We start from the raw sequence: 22,167 nt of genomic DNA, 5'->3' as shown, positions 1-22,167 counted from the left end.
TGGGGTCAGCCGATCTTCACGTTCTTGTCGATGGTGGTCTGGTCGATCTCGGAGGTACGGACGGTCACCTGGATCTTCCATTCGCCCGGCATGGGGATCTGGACGCCGCTCGCGCTCCAGTGTCCGGTCTGGATCCGGTCGGGGGCGACGGCCAGCGGCCCCACGCCCTTCGCCTCCAGGGTGAGGGCGATCTTGATCTCGGGGACGTCCAGAGGCTTGCCGTTGGGGCGCTCGACGAAGATGTGGAGCGCGTTGGCGCCGGTGCGGCCGGGGTCGAGGCTGAGACGGACGACGCCCTTGCCGTCGACGCCGCCGGTGTCGAAGGGCAGCCGGATGTCGACGGGCCGGTCGGGCACGGCGGCCGGGCCGGAGGCGGAGGTGGCACGGCCGGCCTCTTCCTCGGTGCGGCCGGGCTCGGTCGAGGTGAGGACGGTCGTCACGGCGAGGAGGACGACGGCGACGGCGGCCTCGGTCAGCACCGAGCGGCGCAGCCCGGCCCGCTCGGGGTCGGCGTCCCGTTCCCGCTTGCGCCGGGCGGTGGCGACGGCGGCCCGCTGCCGGGCGAGCTGCGCGGCCCGCTCGGGGTCGATCGCTTCGGCAGGTTCCTCCCACCCCGGCGCGCCCTCGGCCTCTTCCACGTCCTCGGCCTCTTCCGCTTCCGCGCCCTCGGCCCCTTCCACGTCCCCTTCCGCGCCCTCGGCCGCTTCCGCGTCCCCTTCCGCGCCCTCGGCCGCTTCCGGCGTCGCCGGGTCCGCGAGGCGCTGGGTCCAGCGGCGGGAGACCCAGGCGATGCCGATGAGGACCGCCATGAGACCGATCTTGACCAGGAGCAGCTGGCCGTACCGGGTCCCGGTCAGCGCGGACCAGGAGCCGACCTGGCGCCAGGACTGGTAGAGCCCGGTGGCCGCGAGGACGGCGACGGAGCCGAAGGCCACCTTGGAGAAGCGCTCGATCGCGGAGCGCTCGACGGACGGCGCCCGGTAGAGGGCGACGAGCAGAACGGTGAGGCCGCCGAGCCAGGCGGCGACGGCGAGGAGGTGCAGGATGTCGACGGGCATGGCCACACCGGGCTGGAGACCGGTCGAGGCGTGCTCGGCCAGGGCCCAGGTGCCGGCGATGCCGGCGGCCACGACGGTGCCGCCGAGGCCGAGTCCGAAGGCGAGGTCCTTCTTCTCCTTCGGGTCGGTGCGGCGGGCGTAGGCGCCGAAGAGGACGGCCACGAAGAGCGCGGCCGCGCCGAGCAGCAGCAGCCGGGAGGTGAGCGCGGCGCCGGTCTTCGTCTCCAGGACGGTCTTCAGACCGGCCAGGTCGAAGGCGTCGGAGAGCTCCCCGGAGCCGGTGTACGGGTTGCGCAGGAGCAGCATCGCCAGGGTGGCGCCGGTGAGGGTCAGCCAGCCCCGGACGACCGTCTGCTGGACGGGGCGGACGCTCGCGCCGCGCGGCCAGCAGGCCAGGACGAAGGCGCCGCCGCCGACCAGGACGGCGAATCCGGCGTAGGAGAGGTAGCGGGCGATGCCGTAGAGGGTGCCGACGAGGCCTCCGCCGGGCGCCTTGTCGGGCAGGGCGACGGAGGTCTGGGAGGGGGCTCCGATGGAGAAGGTGAAGGCGCCGGCGACGGGGTGGCTGTCGGACGAGACGGCCTGCCAGGCCACGGTGTACGTGCCGTCGGGAAGTCCGGCCCGGAGCCCCACCCCGTACCGGACGACGGAACCGCTGCACAGATCGCGTATCTCGCCGGTGTCGGCCCGGCGGCCCGCCGGGTCGAGGACGCGGATGGCGTCGGCGCTCATGGCGACCTGTTCCGAGAAGGTCAGGTTGACCTCCTTGGGGGCGGTGGCGACCACCGCCCCGTCCTTCGGGTCGCTGCCGGTGAGCGCCGCGTGCGCGGAGGCGGGGGCGGCGCCGGCGAGCAGCGTGCCGAGCAGCGCGGCCGCGAGGATCAGCAGCCGGGCCAGGGCGTTGCCGAGGCGCGGGGCGGTGGTTGTCATCTGTGTGTCACTCCGTCAACGAGCTCAGTGCTGCTGCGGGTTGTGGTTGGCTGCTTCGACGGGGACGTCGACCTTGATGGGGTCGGACTTCTCGAAGTGCAGCTCGATGCTGACCGTGTCGCCCTTCTTGGGCGTCTTCTTCAGCTCCATGAACATGATGTGGCTGCCGCCGCGTTCGAGCTTCAGCTCGCCGTTCGCGGGGATGTCGAAGGACTTCACCTCCTGCATCTTCTGGTTCTTCGACTCGTGGATGGTGACGTCGTCCGAGAGCGTGCTGGTGACGGAGGTCAGCCTGTCCGCCGTGTCGCTGTCGTTCTTGATCGTCAGGAAGCCGCCGGCCATGTCCATCACCGGCTGCGGCATGTACGCGCCGGAGACCTTCAGGTCGGGCTTGCCGTCGGAGGACGAGCACCCGGTCAGCGCGAGGGCGGCGGCGAGCGCCACGGCGGCGGACAGGGCGGTGGTGCGGCGGGTCACGGGTTCTCCCCCTTGATGATCTTCGGCAGGTCCTTGGCGTAGTCGTCGACGCTCGCGTCCTCGCCGTACAGGACGTAGCCCTGGTCGGTGGTGGGCGAGAAGGCGATCACCTGGGCGCCGTGCATGGAGACGACGTTGCCGTCCTTGTCCTTCGTCGGCGGGTCGATGCCGATGCCGATCTGCCGGGCCCCCGCCTGGATGGCGGAGAAGTCGCCGGTGAGGCCGGTGAAGGAGGGGTCGCCGGCGGCGGGCAGCCACTTGGCGAGCTCGGCGGAGGTGTCCCGCTCGGGGTCGGTGGTGACGAAGACGACCTGGAGCTTGTCCTGGTCGGCCTTGGGGAGCTGCTTCTTGGCGATGGCGATGTTGCTCATCGTCAGGGGGCAGACGTCGGGGCAGTGCGTGTAGCCGAAGTAGATGAGGGTCGGCTTGCCCTTGGTGCGTTCCCGCAGGTCGTACTTCTGGCCCTTGGTGTCGGTGAGGACGAGCGCGGGCTTGGTGAACGGCCGGTCGAGGACGGTGGCGGCCTTCGTGGAGTCGGAGCCGCCGGAGACGACGGCGACCGAGGAGCCGGAGCCCGAGGGCTTGTCGTCGTTGCCGCCGAGGCCGACGGCGGCGGTGATGCCGATCGCGGCGACGATCGCGGCGGTCGCGATGACCAGCGGCGTGCGCCGCCCGGGACGGGCCGTTGCCGCCCCGGGCGTCTTCTCTTCAGACATGGTGCTTCTTTCGAATGACGAGCGAGGGTGAGGGGCCGGCCGTCAGGCCGAGCGGCGGCGGCCGGCGAGGACGCCGAAGGCGACGCCGGCGACACCGACGAGGATGCCGACGACGCCGAGGACACGGGCCGTGGTGTCGGTGGACGAGGAGGCGGCCGTCTCCTGGTGGTCGGCCGTCTCGTGGTCGTGACCGGCCTTCTCGTCCGTCTCGGCGGAGGCGGACGGGGCGGCCGCGCCGCCGTGGTGGTCGGCGGAGGCGGCGGAGAGCTTGAGGACGGGGGCCGGGTTCTCGGGCTCCTCGGCGCCCTCCTTCTGCTCCTCGATCCAGCGCACGACCTCCTTGTTGTCGTACGTCTGGATCGCCTTCAGGACCAGCTCGTCGGTGTCCTCCGGCAGCTGGCCGAGGGAGAGCGGGAACTGCTGGAACTGGCCGGGGCCGATCTTCGAGCCGTCGGCGGTCCAGGTGACCTTGGAGACGGCCTCGTTGATCTTCTTGCCGTGCAGCTCCAGCGGCTTGCTGAGCTTGCTCTTGGTGACCTCGGCCTTCCAGCCGGGGATGGGCTGCGGCATGACGGAGGCCAGGGGGTGGTCGAGCGGGAAGTTGACCTCGAGCTTCACGGTGGAGGCGTTGTCGCGCTCGTTCGGGACCTTGATGTTGACGGTCGCGTAGCCGCCCTTGGCCGCCTCGCCCTGCGGCTGCACGCTGACGTGCGCGAAGGCGGTGCCGGACAGCAGCACCACGGAGGAGAGGGCGATACCGCCGGCGAGGGCGGCGCGGGTGGCGGAGACACGGGACATGCTCATGGCAGAAGACACTCCAGCTCGAAAAGCTCGAAAAGCTCGAAAAAGCTCGAAAAGGGCGAGGGTGTCCGGCGCGCCCGGGGACGAGGTCCCGCACGGGCGTGCGGACGGCGCGGCCCGCTCCGGTGGAGGGGTCCGCGTCAGGCTGCGAGGACGCAGTCGGCCGCTGGAGGGCCGCGCCTGATCACCGTGTGCTGAAGGGCCTCGGCCACCGGCGGCGGCGAGGAGTCGGAGGGTGCCCGGAGGGTGCGCCGCGGTCCGGTGCGGGGCGCCGCCGGCAGTCCGGCGAGCAGGGCCCGTACGAGACGGAGCGCGGCCCGCAGGGAGCGCACGAGGGCGCACTCGGCGAGCTCCGTCGCGCCCTGCTCGGAGAGCTCCACGAGCCGGCCGAGGGCGTGGTCGCCGCGGCGCAGCAGCCAGCCCGTGGCCAGGGCGGCCAGGAGGTGGCCGAGGAGCATGGGCAGACCGGGCAGCAGTTCGCCGGTGGGCGCGGTCGCCATCGCGGCGGTGTGTCCCATGTGGGCGTGCGCGACGGCGGCCGGGTCGAGTCCGGCGTCGGTGAGGATCCGGGTGGCGTCGCTGGGGCTGAGGGACGCCGTCCCTGCTCCGCAGACCAGTCGGGCGGCCATCCGGACGAGGGCGTCGTCGGCCTGGCCGCTCAGGGCGAGCTGCCGCTGTCCGAGCCCGAAGAGGACGTGCAGGCCGAGCTGCCCGCCGGCGAGGGCGCCGACGACGAGACCGAGGGAGCGCTCCCGGCCGGTGAAGAGCACGGTGACCCCGAAGACGCCGAGGAAACCGGCGACGACGGTCCACAGGGCGATGCCCGCGCAGGCGGCGAGGGCGTGTCCCAACGCGGACAGCACGACGCAGACCGCGGTGAACACCGCGGCCCTCAGCAGCCGTGGAGCGAGCGCGGGGGCAGTCATGGCGGGCCCATCATCGCACCACGTTCCGCACCGACATGAGGCAGGTCCGGAAGGTCACCCTTGGGTCTCTTCTGGGCCTCTTCGCCCGGACATACACCGGCGCACCCGCCCTCTGCATCCGCCGAACGAGCGCTCTTGACGCCTCCGGGTGCTTACGGAGCGTCCGCTCCGGCAATAGGTATCGGTATGTCGAGCCGCTGCCGGGAGGCTGGAGCATGAGCATCTGGTGGTCACTCCATCTGCGGCGCGAGGCCGCGAGCGTGCCGCTCGCGCGGAGGCTTCTGCTGGGCACGATGGAGACGGCGGGTGTCGATCCCGACGTGTCGTACGAGTTGTCGGTCGCGCTGACCGAGGCGTGTGCCAACGCGGTCGAGCACGGTGGCGCGCAGGGCGCCCGTGAACGGGGCGGGGCGTACCGGGTGACGGCGTACCTGGACGGCGAGACCTGCCGTATCGAGGTCGCCGACTCGGGGCCGGGCTTCCCGGGAAGCGCCGTCCCGGCCGTCCCGTCCGACGAGGCCGAGCACGGCCGGGGGCTGCGCCTGATCGAGGAGCTGGCCGATCACGTGCAGTTCGGGAACCGCTCGGGCCGGGGCGGGGCCGTGGTCAGCTTCGACAAGATCCTGAAGTGGCGGGACAGCCCGTCGCTCCTCATGGCGTGACGTACGGGGAAGGGCCCCCGCCGGTCGGTCGGCGGGGGCCCTTCGGTTCCAACGTACGCGGGGATCAGCCCTTCAGCGCGGCCATCCACGCCTCGACCTCTTCGGCGCGCCGCGGCAGCGCGTCCGAGAGGTTCCTGTTGCCGTCCTCGGTGACGAGGATGTCGTCCTCGATCCGGACGCCGATGCCGCGGTACTCCTCCGGCACGGTCAGGTCGTCGGCCTGGAAGTAGAGGCCGGGCTCGACGGTCAGGCACATGCCCGGCTCCAGCGTGGTGTCCACGTACTTCTCGGTGCGCGCGGCGGCGCAGTCGTGGACGTCCATGCCGAGCATGTGGCCGGTGCCGTGCAGGGTCCAGCGGCGCTGCAGGCCGAGCTCCAGGACGCGCTCGACCGGGCCCTCGACGAGGCCCCACTCGACGAGCTTCTCGGCGAGGACGCGCTGGGCGGCGTCGTGGAAGTCGCGGTAGGCGGCGCCGGGCTTCACCGCGGCGATGCCGGCCTCCTGCGCCTCGTACACGGCGTCGTAGATCTTGCGCTGGATCTCGGTGTACCGGCCGTTGATCGGCAGGGTCCGGGTGATGTCGGCGGTGTAGAGCTCGGTGGTCTCCACGCCGGCGTCGAGCAGCAGCAGGTCGCCGGAGCGGACGTCGCCGTCGTTGCGGACCCAGTGCAGGGTGGTTGCGTGCGGGCCGGCGGCGCAGATGGAGCCGTAGCCGATGTCGTTGCCCTCGACGCGGGCGCGCAGGAAGAAGGTGCCCTCGATGTAGCGCTCGCTGGTGGCCTCGGCCTTGTCGAGGACCTTGACGACGTCCTCGAAGCCGCGGGCGGTGGAGGCGCAGGCCTTCTCCAGCTCGGCGATCTCGAAGGCGTCCTTCACGAGGCGGGCCTCGGAGAGGTAGACCCGAAGCTCCTCGTCGCGCTCGGCGGTGACCTTGTCGGTCAGCGCGGCCTGGATGCCGGCGTCGTGGCCGCGGACGGCGCGGACGGGGCCGGTGGCCTCCTTGAGGGCGTCGGCGAGCTCGCGGACGTCCTTGGCCGGGACGCCGAGGAGCTGCTCGGCCTCGGCGAGGGAGTGGCGGCGGCCGACCCACAGCTCGCCCTGGCCGTCGAGCCAGAACTCGCCGTTCTCGCGGTTGGAGCGCGGCAGCAGGTAGATCGTGGCCTCGTGGCCGTCGGCGGTGGGCTCGAGGACGAGGACGCCGTCCTGGGTCTGGTCGCCGGTGAGGTACGCGTACTCGGTGGAGGCGCGGAAGGCGTACTCGGTGTCGTTCGACCGGGTCTTCAGGTTCCCGGCGGGGATCACCAGGCGCTCGCCCGGGAAGCGGGCGGAGAGCGCGGCGCGGCGGGCGGCGGTCTTGTCGGCCTGCGCGATCGGCGCGAGGTCGTGCAGCTCGGTGTCGGCCCAGCCGGACTTCATGTTCTCGGCGAGCTCGTCGGACACGCCCGGGTACAGGCCGTTCTTCCGCTGCTTGATCGCCTGCTCTTCGGTCTCGGTCTCTTCCGGGGTCTCCGGGGTGAGCTCCTCGGCCACGGGTCTGCCTCCTCTTGGTACGACACTGAACCCCCACCATCGTACGGTCGTGCGGAAGGGGGCACAGGGCCGGAAGACCCATTACCGAAGAGTCACGTTCCGCTTACACGCAACTCACTCGAAGCGGGCGGCCAGCAGGACCACGTCCTCCCCGTCCACGGCCCGGTCCAGGCCCTCGGGGAGCAGGGTCCGCAGGACGTGGTCGGCGATGGCGCCCGGGTCGCCCCGGTCCGCCCTCGGCACGCTCGCGGCGGCCGCGTGGAGCCGCGCGAAGGCCCGGTCCATGGCGTCGCCGGTACGGCGCAGCAGCCCGTCCGTGTAGAGAAGCACCGTTTCTCCGGGCGCGGGGGACAGCTCCACGCTCGGCGCCTCCCAGCAGGAGAGCATCCCGAGCGGGGCCGAGAGCGAGGTCTCGACGAACTCGGTGCGGCGCTCGCCGACGACCAGCGGCGGGGCGTGCCCGGCGCCGGCGAGGACGATCCGGCGCTGCGCGGGCTCGGCGTACGCGAAGAGGGCGGTCGCCGAGCGGGCGGGCTCGGTGAGCCGGAGCAGGAGCTCCAGGTCGGAGAGGACGGCGACGGGGTCCTCGCCCTCCATCACCGCGTACGCCCGGAGGGAGGCGCGCAGCCGGCCCATGGCGGCCAGCGCGCTGGGTCCGGTGCCGGAGACGGAGCCGACAGCCAGACCGAGGGCGCCGTCGGGGAGCGGCAGGGCGTCGTACCAGTCGCCGCCGCCCGTCGGGCCGGTGCGGTGCCGGGCGGCGAGCTGGACGCCGGGGACGCGGGGGAGGCGGCTGGGGAGCAGTTCCTCGGCGACGGTGGAGACCTGGACGCGGGCGCGCTCGACCTGGAGGAGCCGGGCGAGGTGCTCGGTGGCGAAGCGGCCGTAGAGCCCGATCAGGTGGCGCTGCCGGTCGGAGGGTTCGGCGGGCTCGTCGTAGAGCCAGACGACCGCGCCGAGCCGGCCGGCCTCCTCGGTGGCGAGCGGGAGGGCGTAGCTGGCGGCGTAGCCGAGGCGGGCGGCGACCTCGCGGTGGCGCGGGTCGAGGCCCTCCTCCGTACGGACGTCGCGGATGGCGATCGGATCGGGGACGCGCTCCGGGTGCCCGGGATCGGGGAGGCCGTCGAGGAGGCGGCCGTAGCTGGTGGCGCCGCGCGGGACGGTCTCGATGGTGCCGAGGTCGGAGTGGGCGAGGCCGAGGCCGATGGTGCTGGTGGGGCCGTGGCCGTCGGCCGGTTCGAGGACGGCCATGCCGCGACGGGCGCCGACGAGCGCGGCGCCGGCGCCGAGCACCTCGCGCAGGGCCTCGTCGACGGAGGCGGTCCTGATGAGGCGCTCGGTGAGTTCGTGGAGGGTGGTGAGGTCGGAGACCCAGGAGGCCAGCCGGTCCTGGATCAGGGCTCCCGGTGGGAGGGCCGCGTCGGCGGGACCCGCAGCCGCGGGGACCTCGGGAAGGGGCGACGTAGTGTGCGGTGGCCCGGGAACAGTGGAATCGATTCCGGCCACTTTCGGCATGTGCGGGACGCTCATGTCAGTCGGCTTCCCGACCGGTGCGTTTGACGCCATAGCATCGCAAACCCCCATGTCATCCTGAGCCGCTCGATGCATCCACATGTACACGCACCAGAGGAACGATGTCCAGCATTGTCCGCGCGGGACTTGTGGTGTCCGTGAGGTCGTGCGCAAGGGTTGAAGTGCGCGGGAAGTTGGCTGAAAATTGCCCCCGGTGTGCACCTTTTGCGGTCGACTGGCGTCGTTTGAAAGCGCGTCATTCCAAGCGTGCTGGGTACGTAATCGGTGACAGGCAGGGGCAGTTGACACCGCCCCGGAACGTGACGCGGAACCCCGGCGTCTTTCCCGCCGCAGGCCGCAACCCGCCACCGAGTGGCGGGGAACGTGTTCTGACCCGCTCCGGCTCTGACCTGGCTCCACCCGGTCCCCCCGGGATCCACCCGGCACCGGCCCGGTCCGCACCGCCCTCCGGCGGTCCGGCACCCCGCCGACCCGGCACGCGCTGATACGCACGGTGAAGTGTTCTGCACATGGTGTGATGTGGATTCGGCGTTCAACGGAAAGGAACGAGCGCTCATGCGCGAGATCCTCGGAAGGCGACGCAGGCTCCGGTTCCGGCGCAAGGAGAGGACCGCGCGGCTCGAAGCGGCGGTCACCTTCGCGGTCGAGTGGAACTGGCCCGTCCTGCCGGGCGCGGGCCTGAGAACGACGCCCCGTACGTCCACGGGCCTGAGAGTCACGACCCGCACGGCCGCCCGAGCGGCCTGCTCCTGTCCCGACCCCGACTGCGTGGTGCCCGGCGCGCACCCCTACGACCCCGGACTGCTCGCGGCCACCACGGACGAGCGCATGGTCCGCTGGTGGTGGACCCGGCGCCCGGACGCCCCCGTGGTCCTCGCCACGGGCGGCCGCGCGCCCTGCGCGGTCAGCCTCCCCGCGGTGGCGGGTGCGCGGGCCCTCGCCGTGCTCGACGCGACGGGCATGCGGCTCGGCCCGGTGGTGGCCACCCCGACCCGGTGGTCGATCCTCGTCGCCCCGTACGACCTCGAACGGCTCGGCGAGCTGCTGTACGCGAAGGACGGCGTGCCCAGCTCGCTGCGGTTCCACGGCGAGGGCGGCTACCTGCTCCTTCCGCCCTCGGTCGCGGGGACCGGGCAGGTCCGCTGGGAGCGGGCCCCGCTCGCCGGCTCGGCCCGGCCGTGGCTCCCCGACGTCGAGGCGGTGGTCGACGCCCTGGTCGAGGCGAGCACGAGCGCGCCGGGCGGCGGGAGCCGGCTGGCGTACTGACCTTCCGGAGGGCACGTTCCGAGAGGCGTGCTCCGGGGGGCGCGTTCCGGGAGCGCGTTCCGAGGGGCGTGTTCCGGGGGCGCGTTCCGAGGGGCGTGTTCCGGGGGCGTGTTCCAAGGAGCGCGCCGTTCACCCGAACGGGTGTGTCCTGGTCCGACTTGTACGGGAAACGGGCGCGCGACCGACCGGGCGCCCGGATCCCGCCGCTATGTTCACTCCACCGTTCAAGATCTCCAGCCGAGCAGGAGCAGGTGGGTCCCATGAGCCCGGTGAACCTCCGCGTGGTCGGACTCGGGACCGCCGTCACGGTCGCCGTCCTGCTGCCCCTCGTCGCGAACGCACGGCCGACGGGGGAGCCCGTACGGCCCGCCGGAGCGAGCGCCGAGGGCGACGCGAAGCCCGGAGAGCTGCTCAGGGGGCTCGGCCTGGGACCCCGTACACCCGCGTCCGCCGCCCCCGCAACCGCCTCTCCGGCCCAGGCGGCCCCCGTGTCGCCCGAGCGCGTCACGCATTGTGGGCCGGAACTCGCCTCTCCCGAGGGCGCCGAGGCGCAGACCTGCGTCCTGGGCGAGGGGCCCGACGTCTGGGCGCGTACGTACTACCGGAACGCCACCGGTCGACAGCTCGACGCGTTTCTGACCCTCATGGGCCCCGGCGGACGGACCGTGCAAGTGGACTGCCCGGTCCCGGCACAGGACGAACCGGGAACCTGTGAAACACCCAGGGAGCACGCACGGGGCGCGGTCACGGCCTATACGGCGGTCTCGGAATTCGCCGGATCCGGCGAGGGCGGCTCCACTCCGCTGCTGCTCCGCGCGGGAAGCAACACGGCGGACGGCGAAGGAAGTTGAATGCCGCATGTCCCGGCCCTGCCGGGAGCGGACATGGAAAGGCCCGGTCGCTGGCGACGGGGGATGCACCAGCGACCGGGCTTCAAGAACGGTAACAAGAGATCTGCTGTTCGCAAATTCGATCTCGGTTATTCGGACAGGGATTTGTCCGTCCGAAGACCCGCCTTGTGGCGGAAGTCACCGACTGGTCGGTCTGTCAGTCACCGATACCACCTGGGGTATCAGCTGAGAGTCACCTGACGGTTCGTGAGACCGCCGCGCGCCCGGCGCTCCTCCGCCGTCAGCGGGGCGTCCGAGGCGAGCGCCGCGGCCAGCCGCTCGGCGAACTCGGCCGCCGGCTTCTCGCAGTCCTCGGCGGTCATGGAGGACGGCAGGTCCCACACCGGCACCATCAGACCGTGGGCCCGGAAGGAGCCGACGAGCCGGGTGTCGGCGCCGAGCGAGGTGCCCTCGCCGGCCTGGAGACGGGCCAGCGCGTCGAGGAGCTTCTCCTCTTCGTGCGGCATGACCCAGCGCAGGTGGTTCTTGTCCGGAACCTCGCACCAGTACGCGGAGTCGACGCTCGCGAGCTTCACCGTCGGGATCGCGGCCGCGTTGGCCCGCTCCAGGGAGGCGGCGACCTCCGGGTCCGCGCCGTCCGTGGACTGCGGGATCCAGAACTCGAAGCCCGTGTGGACCTCGGGCACGAACGGGGCGTCCGCGTCGAGGAGCTCCTGCAGGCGCGGGCCCTCGGCCGGCACGCGGCGCGCGGGGACCGGGGTGCCCGGCTCCGCCTCCAGGGCGCGCTGGAGGGTGTCGGCGAGGTCGCGGGCCAGGTCGCCGGAGGTGGAGTCGTTCTGCAGGGCGAGCAGGACGGAGCCGTCGTCGCGGCGCAGCGCCGGCCACGCCATCGGCAGCACGGTCGCGAGCGTCACGGACGGCACGCCCTCGGGCAGCCCGCCCTTCAGCGTGAGCGGCACGGTCGCGGCCGGCACCAGCTCGCGCAGCGCGACCCAGTCGCACTCGCCGGGAAGACCCTCGAAGGGGCGCTGGACGAGCTCGGTCACGGCGTGCGCGGCGGCCCGGCCGTGACACGCCTTGTAGCGGCGGCCCGAACCGCACGGGCACGGCTCGCGCGCGCCGACGACCGGGATCTCCCCGCTCGTGACCTGTGCCTGGCCGGCCTTGCCGGCCTTCGTCTGGGGGCGCTTCTTGGCCATGGTGTGGCTTTCTCCCGATCGCGGCTGTGCTCTGTGTGCGGTGCTGTACCGGGCGCGAGCCTAGCCGCACCGGGCGCCGGGGCCGCTCAGGCGGGGCGGCGCGGCAGCCCGGGCGGGCACCGCGCCGGGGCCGCGCCCGCCACCGCGCTCCCGGACCGGTTCCTCAGTCCAGATCGTCGTACGCGTCCAGGAAGTCGAGGCCCGGGCCGCCGCCGACGCGTGCCGCGAAGTCCTCGCGGCGGTGTCCCTCGGTGACCACCACCCAGACGGTGACCTCGCCGGTCGCGCTGTCCCGTACGCCCCAGTCCTGGGCGAGCGCCCCGATGATGTTCAGCCCGCGGCCGCCCCGTGCGGTGACCGAGGGCGTCGACGGGACGGGCCGTGTCGGACCACCTCCGTCGGTCACCTCGACCCGCAGGCCGCCCGCCGGGTCGACCCGCCAGGCCGCCCGCACATCGCCTTCGCCCCGCTCCGCGTGGCCCAGCGGCCTGCCGTAGCGGCAGGCATTGCTGAGCAGCTCCGAAAGGATCAGTACCGCGTCGTCGACGACCGATTCGGCCACCCCGCTGCGGTACAGCTCGTCCCGCATCCGGTGTCGCGCCTCACCCACGCCCGCAGGGCCATGGGGTACGGCCATGCTCGACGACGTGGGCACCTCCTGTGCCACCACCAACGCCACCCCCGAGACCTCCTTTGCCCCACGCCACCGTGTGGATGCCCCAATGGCCTGGACCGGAAACCGGCCAATCCACGTGTGATGAGGCACTCGTGACGATCGCGTACGCACGGAACGCGCCGGGGCACACCCTGTAAGGCCTGTTATCCCCCGTGACGGACGGGAAAAGTGGGACGGGAGAGGCCTCTCAGGCCTCTCCGATGCGGCCCAGCTGGGCGAGTACCTGCTTGGGGCGGTTGGTGATGATCGCGTCCACGCCCAGGCGCTCGCAGAGCTCGACGTCCTCGGCCTCGTCCACCGTCCAGACGTGGACCTGGTGCCCGGCCTTCTGGAGCCGCAGGATCACCGCGGGATGGTGCCGGACGATCCGGATCGACGGACCCGCGATGCGCGCGCCCGCGGGGAGCCGCCCGTCGCGCAGCCGGGGCGAGACGAACTGGGCGAGCGAGACCGTGGGCAGCGTCGGCGCGGCGGCGGCGATCCGGTGCAGGGAACGGGCCGAGAAACTCATGACGCGTACCGGGGAATCGGCGGGGGACGCGGGCGCGTCCAGGCCGAAACGCTTGAGGAGCTGGAGCAGCCGCTCCTCGACCTGGCCCGCCCAGCGGGTCGGGTGCTTGGTCTCGATGGCCAGCTCGACCCGGCGCCCGGCGTCGGAGACCAGCTCCAGGAGCCGCTCCAGGGTGAGGACGGAGGTGGATCCGGGGTCTCCCCAGTCGGGGATCTCGCCGGAGTCGTCCCGGCCCTTCCAGGTGCCGAAGTCGAGGGCGGCGAGATCGGCCAGTTCGAGCGCGGACACGGCGCCGCGGCCGTTCGAGGTGCGGTCGACGCGCCGGTCGTGGACGCAGACGAGGTGGCCGTCGGCGGTGAGCCGGACGTCGCACTCCAGGGCGTCGGCGCCGTCCTCGATGGCCTTCACATAGGCGGCCAGGGTGTGTTCCGGTGCGTCCTCGGACGCTCCGCGGTGGGCGACGACCTGGAGGGGGACGCGGTTCGGGTGCTGCCGTGCGTGAGTCACCGCGTCATGGTGCCATTGGCGGGGTGGCGCGGGCACCCCGGAGCGTGTCCGTTCTGTCCGTATATAAAGGATGGGGTGCGAACGCACAGCTCCGCCTTACAGCGGCCTGACGTCCTGTGGGAAAAGCTGGTGCAGCACCCTGGAGCCACCTAGGTAACCGCGCCGTCGACGAGGAGAGCGAGCTGTGAGCACCGAGAACGAGGGCACGCCGGACCCGGCGGAGCAGGCTGCCCCGTCCGTCCCTCCGACGCCTCCCGTACCCCCGAAGGAAGCGCCTCAGGCTGCGGCGCAGCCGCAGTCGCCCGCACCCCAGCCGGCCCCGCAGGCGGACGAGCCGACGATGATCCAGCCCACGGTCCCGGCCGCGGCCCCCGCCCCGGCCCCCTCCCCGGAGCAGGCCCCCGCCCCGGAGCACGCCCCCGCCCCGGAGCCGGCCACCGTCGCGGCCGCCGCCCCCGCCGGTGGCTGGCCGCCGCCCCCGCCGGCCGTCCCGGCCTGGGGCACCCCGCATCCCCCCGTACCCGAGGCGCCGCGCAGGCGGACCGGCGGTCTCGTGGCGGCCGTGCTCGTCGCGTCGCTCGTCGCGGGCGGCATCGGCGGCGGCATCGGCTACTGGGCGGCCGAGCGGGGCGACAACGGCTTCAGCTCGACCACGGTCTCCTCCGGCCAGGCCCCGGCCTCCTTCAAGCGCGACCCGGGGACGGTCGCGGCGGTCGCGGCGAAGGCCCTGCCGAGCGTGGTCACCATCCAGGCCAAGTCCGGCGCCCAGGAGGGCGAGGGCGGCACGGGCACGGGCTTCGTCTACGACCAGGAAGGCCACATCGTCACCAACAACCACGTGGTGGCGTCGGCGGCGGACGGCGGCACGCTGTCCGTGACCTTCTCGGACGGCAAGACGTACGACGCCGAGGTCGTCGGCCGGGCCGAGGGCTACGACGTGGCGGTCATCAAGCTGAAGGACGCCCCGAAGGGCCTGACGCCGCTGCCGCTCGGGGACTCCGACAAGGTGGCGGTCGGCGACTCGACGATCGCGATCGGCGCGCCCTTCGGCCTGTCGAACACGGTGACGACGGGCATCGTCAGCGCCAAGAACCGCCCGGTCGCCTCGGGCGACGGCTCCGGCGGCAGCAGCTCGTACATGAGCGCGCTGCAGACGGACGCCTCGATCAACCCGGGCAACTCCGGCGGACCGCTGCTCGACGCGAGCGGCGCCGTGATCGGCATCAACTCGGCCATCCAGTCGACCAGCGGCGGCTTCGGCCAGTCCCAGGCCGGTTCGATCGGGCTCGGCTTCGCGATCCCGGTCAACCAGGCGAAGAACGTGGCCCAGCAGCTGATCCGGACGGGCAAGCCGGTGTACCCGGTGATCGGCGCGACCGTGAACATGAACGAGAAGGGCCAGGGCGCGACCATCGCCTCCCAGGGCTCGGGCGGCACGGCCTCGGTCACGCCCGACGGCCCGGCGGCGAAGGCGGGTCTGAAGGCCGGCGACGTGATCACGGGCTTCGGCGACCACCCGATCGACAGCGGACCGACCCTGATCAGCGAGATCTGGACGCACAAGCCGGGCGACTCGGTGAAGATCACCTACGAGCGCGACGGCAAGACCGCGACGGCCACGGTCGTCCTCGGCGAACGCACCGGCGACAGCTGAGACCTGTCGTCCGCATGTCGTCCGGCCCGGGCGCGGCGCTGTCGCGGCCCGGCGTCGGGGGCTGCGCGTCGCGCCTGCGGTCGGGGCTTCCGTGCCCGGGGTGGTCAGCCGGTAGGCTGTAGCCGCTCCGCGCCAGGTGAGGCGGGGCGAGGGTGGGTTGCCCGAGCGGCCTAAGGGAACGGTCTTGAAAACCGTCGTGGCGCGAGTCACCGTGGGTTCAAATCCCACACCCACCGCAGCGGATCGGCATGTGCGCTGGTCACAAGGGGTGCTTCTGACAAGGAGCGCCCCTTTTCGCATGTCCGGGGGTCTTCTGCGGATGCGGTTCCGGTGGTGCGCGGTGATGCTGGAGTGGCTGGAACAGCGGCTAGGAGGGCCAGGATGTCTGTAATGGACAAGCTCAAGGGGATGCTCAAGGGCCACGAGGACAAGGCTTCCCAGGGCATCGACAAGGCCGGCGACTTCGTCGACGAGAAGACGCAGGGCAAGTACGCGAGCCACGTCGACACGGCCCAGGAGAAGCTCAAGGAGCAACTCGGCGGTCAGGGGCAGGACACTCCGCCGCAGTAGAGGCAGCAGACGTCAGGAGGGGTGTCCCGGGTTTCCCGGGGCACCCCTCTCCTTTTTTACTTTCGGCCGACGGCTGAGGGAAAGGCTCTTCTCGTGGTGCGCATCGTGCTCGTCCAGGGGGACATCACCGCCGAGGCGGCGGACGCGGTGGTCAACGCCGCGAACTCCTCGCTGCTCGGGGGCGGCGGGGTCGACGGGGCCATCCACCGCAAGGGCGGCCCGGAGATCCTCGCCGCGTGCCAGGAGCTGCGCCGCTCGCAGTACGGCAAGGGTCTGCCGACCGGGCGGGCCGTGGCGACCACGGCGGGGCGGTTGCCGGCCCGGCATGTGATCCACACGGTCGGGCCGGTCTGGTCGCGGGACGAGGACCGCTCGGAGCTGCTGGCCTCCTGCTACCGCGAATCGCTGCGGGTCGCCGACGAGTTGGGGGACCGTACGGTCGCGTTCCCGGCCATCTCCACCGGGATCTACGGCTGGCCGATGGCGGACGGTGCCCGGATCGCCGTGGAGACCGTGCGGGCGGCCCGTACGGAGGTCGAGGAGGTCCGCTTCGTCCTCTTCGACGCGGCGGCGTACGGGGTGTTCGAGGCGGCCGTGCGAGAAGCCTCGTAACGATCGAACGCCATGCTCCCATGGGATTTCCTATTCGATTTCCCCGGGGCGGAGACTCGCCGTGGCGTCCTTCCGAGAGAAAGATTGGCGGAAAATCTGCCGGAACGCTTCCTCCCTTGCGGTGCACCGGCCGTGCCGTCCCCGCGCCCCGCTCGGACCCCGCCACCCGTGTGAGCTGGGGCTTTCCTCGTACTGCCGGGGTTTATCGGCTTGTCCTCACGCTTGCGGGGGAATCGGCCGCTCCGGGGTGGTTCGCCGGGGATTCGGTGGGCAACTCTGGATTCGCGACGTCGAGCACAACGACCGAGGCGGTCGGCCAACTGCCTTGGACATGGCCGTACTTCAGAGTTCCAGAGCAGTTCCGCAGAGCAGTTCCGTGCACCAGCAGCAGCTTTCAGTTCCCGGAGGAACAGACATGGCAAGCATCCGTACCGCCCGCATCCTCGCCGCCGCGGCCGCCCTGCCCCTCGCGGCAGCGCTCTTCACCGGGGTGGCCCAGGCCGACAACGGTGGATTCGCGGACGACGGATCGAACACCAGCGTCGCCACGATCATCGGCAGCGGCGTCGGCGGGGACAACTTCGGCAACTCGACCACGACGCAGCAGGTCGCGACCGGTTCCGGTGCCTCCAACCAGAACAACACCGCGAGCGTGAACGGCTCCGCCTTCACCCACATCGACCAGTCCAACAACGTCGTGAACTTCCACCCCTGGTGGTGACCGACAGCACGGACTCCGGCCCGACGGGGGGCGTGACCGTGGTGTGAACGACGGCTCGTACGCCGGTACTTCGGTACCGGCGTGCGAGCCGTCACGTTTCCGTGAACGTTTCCGTGAGCGGGTGCCGGTGAGGGCGCGCGTGCGGTCTCCGGGGGTCCCCGACCTTGACAGGCGGATGGAATCTGACGGACAGTCAGAAACCTCAGTCGTCCCACGGGAGGCCGTCGCCGTGCACCTCGCCCCGACCGAGCGGCAGCTGCGGCTGCGCGCCGAACTCCGCGCGTATTTCCGGGACCTGATGCCCGACGGCCCGCCGCCCGCGACCGACACGGACGCCCAGCGCCGGCTCCTGCGGCGGATCGGCGCCGACGGGCTCCTCGGTCTCGGCTGGCCCGAGGAGTACGGGGGGCAGGGCCGCGGTCCCGACGAGCAGTTCGTCTTCTTCGACGAGGCGTACCGCGCGGGCGCCCCCGTCTCGATGGTCACCCTCAACACCGTCGGACCCACGCTCATGGCGTACGGGACCGAGGAGCAGAAGGCCCTCTTCCTGCCCCGGATCCTGCGCGGCGAGGCGGTCTTCGCCATCGGCTACAGCGAGCCAGAGGCAGGGACCGACCTCGCCTCGCTCCGCACCCGGGCCGTCCGCGACGGGGACTCCTGGCTCGTCGACGGGCAGAAGATCTTCACCTCCAACGCCCAGAACGCCGACTGGATCTGGCTCGCCTGCCGCACCGACCCCGACGCGCCCCCGCACCGCGGCATCTCCATCGTCCTGGTCCCCACCGACGCCCCCGGCTTCTCCTGGACCCCGATCGAGACGGTGGGCGGGTTGACGACGACCGCCACGTACTACGACGGGATACGGGTCCCCGCCGGCAACCTCGTCGGGCCCGAGCACGGCGGCTGGGGCCTCATCACCAGCCAGCTCAACCACGAACGGGTCGCGCTGGCCGCGATCGGCATGCAGGCCGAGGACTTCTTCGCGGCCGTCCTCGACCGGGCGCGTACCCCCGATCCGGTGACGGGCAGGCGTCGCATTGACGAGCCGTGGATTCGGATCCGGGCCGCCGAAGCGCATGCCCGGCTGGCCGCGACACGCCTTCTGAACTGGCGTTTGGTGGGTGATGTGGGGGCCGGCCGGCTGGCCCCGGGGGACGCGAGCGGCGTGAAGTTCGCGGGAACCGAATCGGCGGTGGAGGTGTATCGAATATGTCAGGAGATCGCGGGTGGGCCGGGGACGGTGCGAGCGGGATCGCCGGGGGAGTTCGACGGCGGTGAGCTGGAGCGCATGAACCGGGCCGCGCAGATCAACACCTTCGGGGGAGGGGTGAGCGAGGTGCAGCGCGAGATCGTCGCGAGGATGCGGCTCGGCATGAAGGGGAGGGGCAGGCGATGAGCGGTACGGACGACGTGCTGTACGAGCGGCTCCAGGCCTTCGTCGGGCGGCCCGCCGCCACCGCAGGGACCGGCAAGGACCCGGTCAACCTGCCCATGATCAGGCACTGGTGCGAGGCGATGGGGGACGAGCATCCCGCCTACCGGGGGCCGGACGCCGTCGCACCGCCGACCATGCTCCAGGCGTGGACGATGGGCGGCCTCTCCGGGCACACCGACCGGTCCTCGGCGTACGAGGAGCTGTTCGTCCTCCTCGACGGCGCCGGCTACACCTCGGTCGTCGCGACCGACTGCGAGCAGGAGTACCTGCGGCCGCTCCGCCCCGGCGACGAGATCGGCTTCGACACGGTCATCGAGTCCGTCTCGCCGCGCAAGACCACCAAGCTCGGCACCGGCCACTTCGTGACGACCCGGACGGACGTCCGGGCGGGCGGCGAACTCGCCGGAACGCACCGCTTCCGCATCCTCAAGTACGCGCCTGCGGCGAGGCGGCCGCGGAAGCCGGAGCCCGAGCCGAAGCCCGTCCCCCGGCGCCCCCGGCCCGTCGTCAACCGGGACAACGCCGGATTCTGGGAGGGCGTGGCCGCGCACCGGCTGCTGATCCAGCGCTGCGGCGCCTGCGCGACCCTGCGCTTCCCCTGGCTGCCGGGGTGTGCCGACTGCGGCTCGCGGGAGTGGGACACGGTCGAGGCGAGCGGGGCCGGGACGGTCTTCTCGTACGTGGTGATGCACCACCCGTCCTTCCCCGCTTTCGATCCCCCCTACGCCGTCGGGCTGATCGAACTCGCCGAGGGCGTGCGGATGATCAGCAACGTGGTGGGCGTGCCGTACGACAAGGTGCGGATCGGGATGCCGGTGCGGCTGGAGTTCCAGCGGGTCGACGAGGAGCTCGAGCTTCCCGTCTTCCGCGCGGGAGGGGAGGACTGACATGGACTTCACCCCCACCGAGGAGCAGGAGGCCGCCCGGGAGCTCGCCGGGCGGATCTTCGCCGACCTCGCGACCCACGAGCGGCTCAGGGCCGCCGGGACCGGCACGGACGCCGAGCTCTGGAAGGCGCTCTGCGCGGCCGGACTGCCCGGCGCCGTCGAGGAGACCGGTCTGCTCGGCCTGGTCCTGCTCCTGGAGGAGCAGGGCCGCAGGACGGCGCAGGTGCCGTTCGCCGCGAGCTGTGTGTACGGGATCCTCGCCGTCGCCCGGCACGGTACGGAGGAGCAGCGCGCCCGGCTCCTGCCCGGCCTCCGCGACGGTACGACGGTGGTGACGGGCGCGTTCCCGGCACCGGGCACGGTCACGTCGCGAGGCGCCGACGGGGGCCGGCTCGGCGGCCCCGTGGCCCCCGGTGGGGGCGGCCGGCTCAGCGGGGTCGTGGAGTGGGTGCCGTGGCTCAGGGACGCCGGCCACGTCCTCGTGCCGGACGAGGACCGCGCCCTGTGGCTGGTCCGCACCGAGGACGCGGCCGCCGTCGAGGCCGTCGAGCTCACCGCTCCCTGGGCCGCCGCCCGGCTCGTCCTCGACGGGACCCCGGGGGAGCGTCTCGGCGGCGCCGGGGCCCACGACGACGTGCTCGCCGCCGCCCGGACCGCCTTCGCCGGGCTCCAGGCCGGGGTGTGCGCCGGGTCCCTCGCCAGGGCCGTGGAGTACACGTCCGTACGGGAGCAGTTCGGGCGGCCGCTCTCGACCCACCAGGCGGTGCAACTGCGGGCCGCCGACGCCCATATGGACACCGAGGCCATCCGGGTCACCGCCTACGAGGCCGCCTGGCGCTTCGACGAGGGCCTCGACGCCACCGGGGCGGCGCTCACCGCGGCCTGGTGGGCCTCCGAGGCGGGCAAGCGGGTCGTGCACGCCGGACAGCATCTGCACGGCGGCATGGGCGCGGACCTCGACCACCCCGTCCACCGGCACTTCCTGTGGGGCCGGCAGCTCGACGCGTACCTGGGCTGCGGCACCGAACTCCTCGCCGAACTCGGCGACCTGCTCGCAGAGGAGGACCTGTCATGAAGCCCGGTGACGAGCTGCCACCGCTGCGGATCCCGGTCACCCGCACCCTGATCGTCGCCGGGGCCCTCGCCTCCCGCGACTACCAGGACGTGCACCACGACGCCGAGCTGGCCCGGGAGAAGGGCTCTCCGGACATCTTCATGAACATCCTCACGACCAACGGGCTCGTCGGCCGGTACATCACCGACCACTTCGGCCCCCGGGCCGTCCTCCGCAAGGTCGCCATCCGGCTCGGCGCCCCCAACTACCCCGGGGACACCATGGTCCTGACCGGGACGGTCACCGAGGTGGACGGGGACACGGCGAGCGTCCGGGTCGTCGGCGCCAACGGGCTCGGACACCACGTCACCGGGACGGTCACCGTGGAGGTGACGCGATGAGCGTCCGCGGCAGGGACACGCTCGGCGGGCGGGCCGCCGTCGTGGGCATCGGGGCGACCGAGTTCTCCAAGGACTCGGGCCGCAGCGAACTCTCGCTCGCCGTCGAGGCCGTGCGCGCGGCCCTCGACGACGCCGGGCTCACCCCCGCCGACGTCGACGGCCTGGTCACCTTCACCATGGACACCAACCCCGAGATCACCGTCGCCCAGGCGTCGGGCATCGGCGAGCTGTCGTTCTTCTCCCGCGTGCACTACGGAGGCGGCGCCGCATGCGCCACCGTGCAGCAGGCCGCGCTGGCCGTCGCCGCCGGGGTCGCCGAGGTCGTCGTCTGCTACCGGGCGTTCAACGAGCGCTCGGGGCGCCGCTTCGGTTCCGGCGTCCAGCAGCGCGAGCCCTCCGCCGAGGGCGCCGCGCTCGGCTGGCAGCTGCCGTTCGGGCTGCTCACCCCGGCCTCCTGGGTCGCCATGGCCGCCCAGCGGTATCTGCACACCTATGGGCTGACCCCGGACGCCTTCGGCCATGTCGCCGTCACCGACCGGCGGTACGCGGCCCGCAACCCCGCCGCGTACTTCCACGGGAAGCCGATCACGCTCGCCGACCACGCCGCCTCGCGGTGGATCGTCGAGCCGCTCCGGCTCCTCGACTGCTGCCAGGAGACCGACGGAGGCCAGGCGATCGTCGTCACCTCCGTCGAGCGCGCCCGCGACCTGCCGCGCCCGCCCGCCGTGATCCTCGCGGCGGCCCAGGGCGCCGGCCGGAAGCAGGAGGCCATGACCAGCTTCTACCGGGACGGGCTCACCGGGCTGCCGGAGATGGGCGTGGTGGCCCGCCAGCTCTGGCGGACGTCCGGTCTTGCGCCCTCCGACATCGACGTGGGCATCCTCTACGACCACTTCACCCCGTTCGTGCTGATGCAGTTGGAGGAGTTCGGCTTCTGCGGGCCGGGGGAGGCGGCGGACTTCGTCGCGGCCGACGCGCTCCCGCTGAACACCCACGGGGGGCAGCTCGGCGAGGCCTACCTCCACGGCATGAACGGCATAGCGGAGGCGGTGCGGCAGATCCGCGGCACCTCCGTGAACCAGATACCCGGCGCCGCCCGGACCTTGGTCACGGCGGGCACGGGGGTTCCCACGTCCGGGTTGATCCTGGGCACGGACGGCTGAGGCGACGGCCTGAGCGGTGGCCGGGC

Annotated in this window: 22 protein-coding genes and 1 tRNA gene; 13 read left to right on the top strand and 10 right to left on the bottom strand. The window is 72.5% G+C overall.

The features are described 5' to 3' along the window. Positions 1–5: 5 nt before the first annotated feature. The 5 genes from ACF07V_RS34275 to ACF07V_RS34255 form a co-directional block, all read right to left on the bottom strand. Positions 6–1,988, bottom strand: coding sequence for a copper resistance protein CopC (locus tag ACF07V_RS34275; RefSeq protein ID WP_392159575.1), 1,983 nt, complete (start codon positions 1,986–1,988; stop codon positions 6–8). A 24-nt stretch (positions 1,989–2,012) separates the two neighbouring features. Beyond that, on the bottom strand, positions 2,013–2,465 hold the full coding sequence (locus ACF07V_RS34270) for a copper chaperone PCu(A)C (protein WP_392159574.1): 453 nt from the start codon (positions 2,463–2,465) through the stop codon (positions 2,013–2,015). Continuing rightward, positions 2,462–3,181, bottom strand: a complete 720-nt coding sequence (locus ACF07V_RS34265; RefSeq protein ID WP_392159573.1) for an SCO family protein — start codon at positions 3,179–3,181, stop codon at positions 2,462–2,464. The genes ACF07V_RS34270 and ACF07V_RS34265 overlap by 4 nt, the downstream gene beginning before the upstream one ends. A gap of 42 nt (positions 3,182–3,223) precedes the next feature. Then, the gene (locus ACF07V_RS34260; RefSeq protein ID WP_392159572.1) at positions 3,224–3,985 is read right to left on the bottom strand and encodes a YcnI family protein; all 762 of its coding nucleotides are present in this window, start codon (positions 3,983–3,985) and stop codon (positions 3,224–3,226) included. Positions 3,986–4,122: 137 nt separating this feature from the next. Next, positions 4,123–4,908 carry a hypothetical protein gene (locus ACF07V_RS34255; RefSeq protein WP_392159571.1) on the bottom strand — a complete coding sequence of 262 codons (786 nt, stop codon included), beginning with the start codon at positions 4,906–4,908 and terminating at the stop codon, positions 4,123–4,125. Positions 4,909–5,123: 215 nt separating this feature from the next. Here ACF07V_RS34255 and ACF07V_RS34250 point away from each other — a divergent pair, with 215 nt between their 5' ends. Further along, complete coding sequence (locus ACF07V_RS34250; RefSeq protein WP_392159570.1) at positions 5,124–5,570, top strand: ATP-binding protein; 447 nt, start codon at positions 5,124–5,126, stop codon at positions 5,568–5,570. A gap of 64 nt (positions 5,571–5,634) precedes the next feature. Here the strand turns inward: ACF07V_RS34250 and ACF07V_RS34245 are convergent, their stop codons facing one another. Together ACF07V_RS34245 and ACF07V_RS34240 are read right to left on the bottom strand one after the other, a co-directional pair. After that, positions 5,635–7,101, bottom strand: a complete 1,467-nt coding sequence (locus ACF07V_RS34245; RefSeq protein WP_392159569.1) for an aminopeptidase P family protein — start codon at positions 7,099–7,101, stop codon at positions 5,635–5,637. Between the two features lie 114 nt (positions 7,102–7,215). Then, a complete protein-coding gene (locus ACF07V_RS34240) occupies positions 7,216–8,667 on the bottom strand; it encodes a PP2C family protein-serine/threonine phosphatase (protein ID WP_392159568.1) in 1,452 nt (483 codons plus the stop codon). A gap of 522 nt (positions 8,668–9,189) precedes the next feature. Between ACF07V_RS34240 and ACF07V_RS34235 the strand changes: the two genes are divergently transcribed. Beyond that, the gene (locus ACF07V_RS34235; RefSeq protein ID WP_392159567.1) at positions 9,190–9,900 is read left to right on the top strand and encodes a bifunctional DNA primase/polymerase; all 711 of its coding nucleotides are present in this window, start codon (positions 9,190–9,192) and stop codon (positions 9,898–9,900) included. 260 nt (positions 9,901–10,160) lie between these two features. Next, a complete protein-coding gene (locus tag ACF07V_RS34230; RefSeq protein WP_392159566.1) occupies positions 10,161–10,751 on the top strand; it encodes a hypothetical protein in 591 nt (196 codons plus the stop codon). A 221-nt stretch (positions 10,752–10,972) separates the two neighbouring features. Here ACF07V_RS34230 and ACF07V_RS34225 read toward each other — a convergent pair whose 3' ends face one another. From ACF07V_RS34225 to ACF07V_RS34215, 3 genes are all read right to left on the bottom strand, one after another. Next, entirely contained in the window at positions 10,973–11,950 is a 978-nt protein-coding gene (locus ACF07V_RS34225) for a DUF5926 family protein (protein ID WP_392159565.1), read from the bottom strand. Positions 11,951–12,113: 163 nt separating this feature from the next. Continuing rightward, positions 12,114–12,716: an ATP-binding protein gene (locus ACF07V_RS34220; RefSeq protein WP_392159564.1), complete on the bottom strand. Its 603-nt coding sequence runs from the start codon at positions 12,714–12,716 to the stop codon at positions 12,114–12,116. 97 nt (positions 12,717–12,813) lie between these two features. Further along, positions 12,814–13,644, bottom strand: coding sequence for a glycerophosphodiester phosphodiesterase (locus ACF07V_RS34215; protein WP_392159563.1), 831 nt, complete (start codon positions 13,642–13,644; stop codon positions 12,814–12,816). Between the two features lie 184 nt (positions 13,645–13,828). On the opposite strand from ACF07V_RS34215, the gene ACF07V_RS34210 reads away from it, so the two are divergent. The 10 genes from ACF07V_RS34210 (at position 13,829) to ACF07V_RS34165 (ending at position 22,141) form a co-directional block, all read left to right on the top strand. After that, positions 13,829–15,298: a S1C family serine protease gene (locus ACF07V_RS34210; protein WP_392159562.1), complete on the top strand. Its 1,470-nt coding sequence runs from the start codon at positions 13,829–13,831 to the stop codon at positions 15,296–15,298. Positions 15,299–15,449: 151 nt separating this feature from the next. Continuing rightward, a tRNA-Ser gene (locus ACF07V_RS34205) sits at positions 15,450–15,534 on the top strand. A gap of 145 nt (positions 15,535–15,679) precedes the next feature. Beyond that, the gene (locus ACF07V_RS34200) at positions 15,680–15,868 is read left to right on the top strand and encodes an antitoxin (protein ID WP_392159561.1); all 189 of its coding nucleotides are present in this window, start codon (positions 15,680–15,682) and stop codon (positions 15,866–15,868) included. A gap of 93 nt (positions 15,869–15,961) precedes the next feature. After that, positions 15,962–16,480: an O-acetyl-ADP-ribose deacetylase gene (locus ACF07V_RS34195; RefSeq protein ID WP_392159560.1), complete on the top strand. Its 519-nt coding sequence runs from the start codon at positions 15,962–15,964 to the stop codon at positions 16,478–16,480. A gap of 415 nt (positions 16,481–16,895) precedes the next feature. Next, positions 16,896–17,201, top strand: coding sequence for a hypothetical protein (locus ACF07V_RS34190; RefSeq protein ID WP_389222415.1), 306 nt, complete (start codon positions 16,896–16,898; stop codon positions 17,199–17,201). A gap of 229 nt (positions 17,202–17,430) precedes the next feature. Next, positions 17,431–18,597, top strand: coding sequence for an acyl-CoA dehydrogenase family protein (locus ACF07V_RS34185; RefSeq protein WP_392159559.1), 1,167 nt, complete (start codon positions 17,431–17,433; stop codon positions 18,595–18,597). After that, complete coding sequence (locus ACF07V_RS34180) at positions 18,594–19,523, top strand: bifunctional MaoC family dehydratase N-terminal/OB-fold nucleic acid binding domain-containing protein (protein ID WP_392159558.1); 930 nt, start codon at positions 18,594–18,596, stop codon at positions 19,521–19,523. Before ACF07V_RS34185 ends, ACF07V_RS34180 begins: the two co-directional genes overlap by 4 nt. A 1-nt stretch (position 19,524) precedes the next feature. Next, positions 19,525–20,598 carry an acyl-CoA dehydrogenase family protein gene (locus tag ACF07V_RS34175; protein WP_392159557.1) on the top strand — a complete coding sequence of 358 codons (1,074 nt, stop codon included), beginning with the start codon at positions 19,525–19,527 and terminating at the stop codon, positions 20,596–20,598. Beyond that, a complete protein-coding gene (locus ACF07V_RS34170; protein ID WP_392159556.1) occupies positions 20,595–20,978 on the top strand; it encodes a MaoC family dehydratase in 384 nt (127 codons plus the stop codon). The genes ACF07V_RS34175 and ACF07V_RS34170 overlap by 4 nt, the downstream gene beginning before the upstream one ends. Then, positions 20,975–22,141 carry a lipid-transfer protein gene (locus ACF07V_RS34165; protein WP_392159555.1) on the top strand — a complete coding sequence of 389 codons (1,167 nt, stop codon included), beginning with the start codon at positions 20,975–20,977 and terminating at the stop codon, positions 22,139–22,141. The genes ACF07V_RS34170 and ACF07V_RS34165 overlap by 4 nt, the downstream gene beginning before the upstream one ends. The last annotated feature ends 26 nt before the right edge of the window (positions 22,142–22,167 follow it).

This window comes from Streptomyces sp. NPDC015661, from assembly GCF_043077765.1.
Classification (GTDB): domain Bacteria; phylum Actinomycetota; class Actinomycetes; order Streptomycetales; family Streptomycetaceae; genus Streptomyces.
Note: the sequence above shows the minus strand (reverse complement) of the source record. Positions and strands in the feature narration are given on the sequence as shown.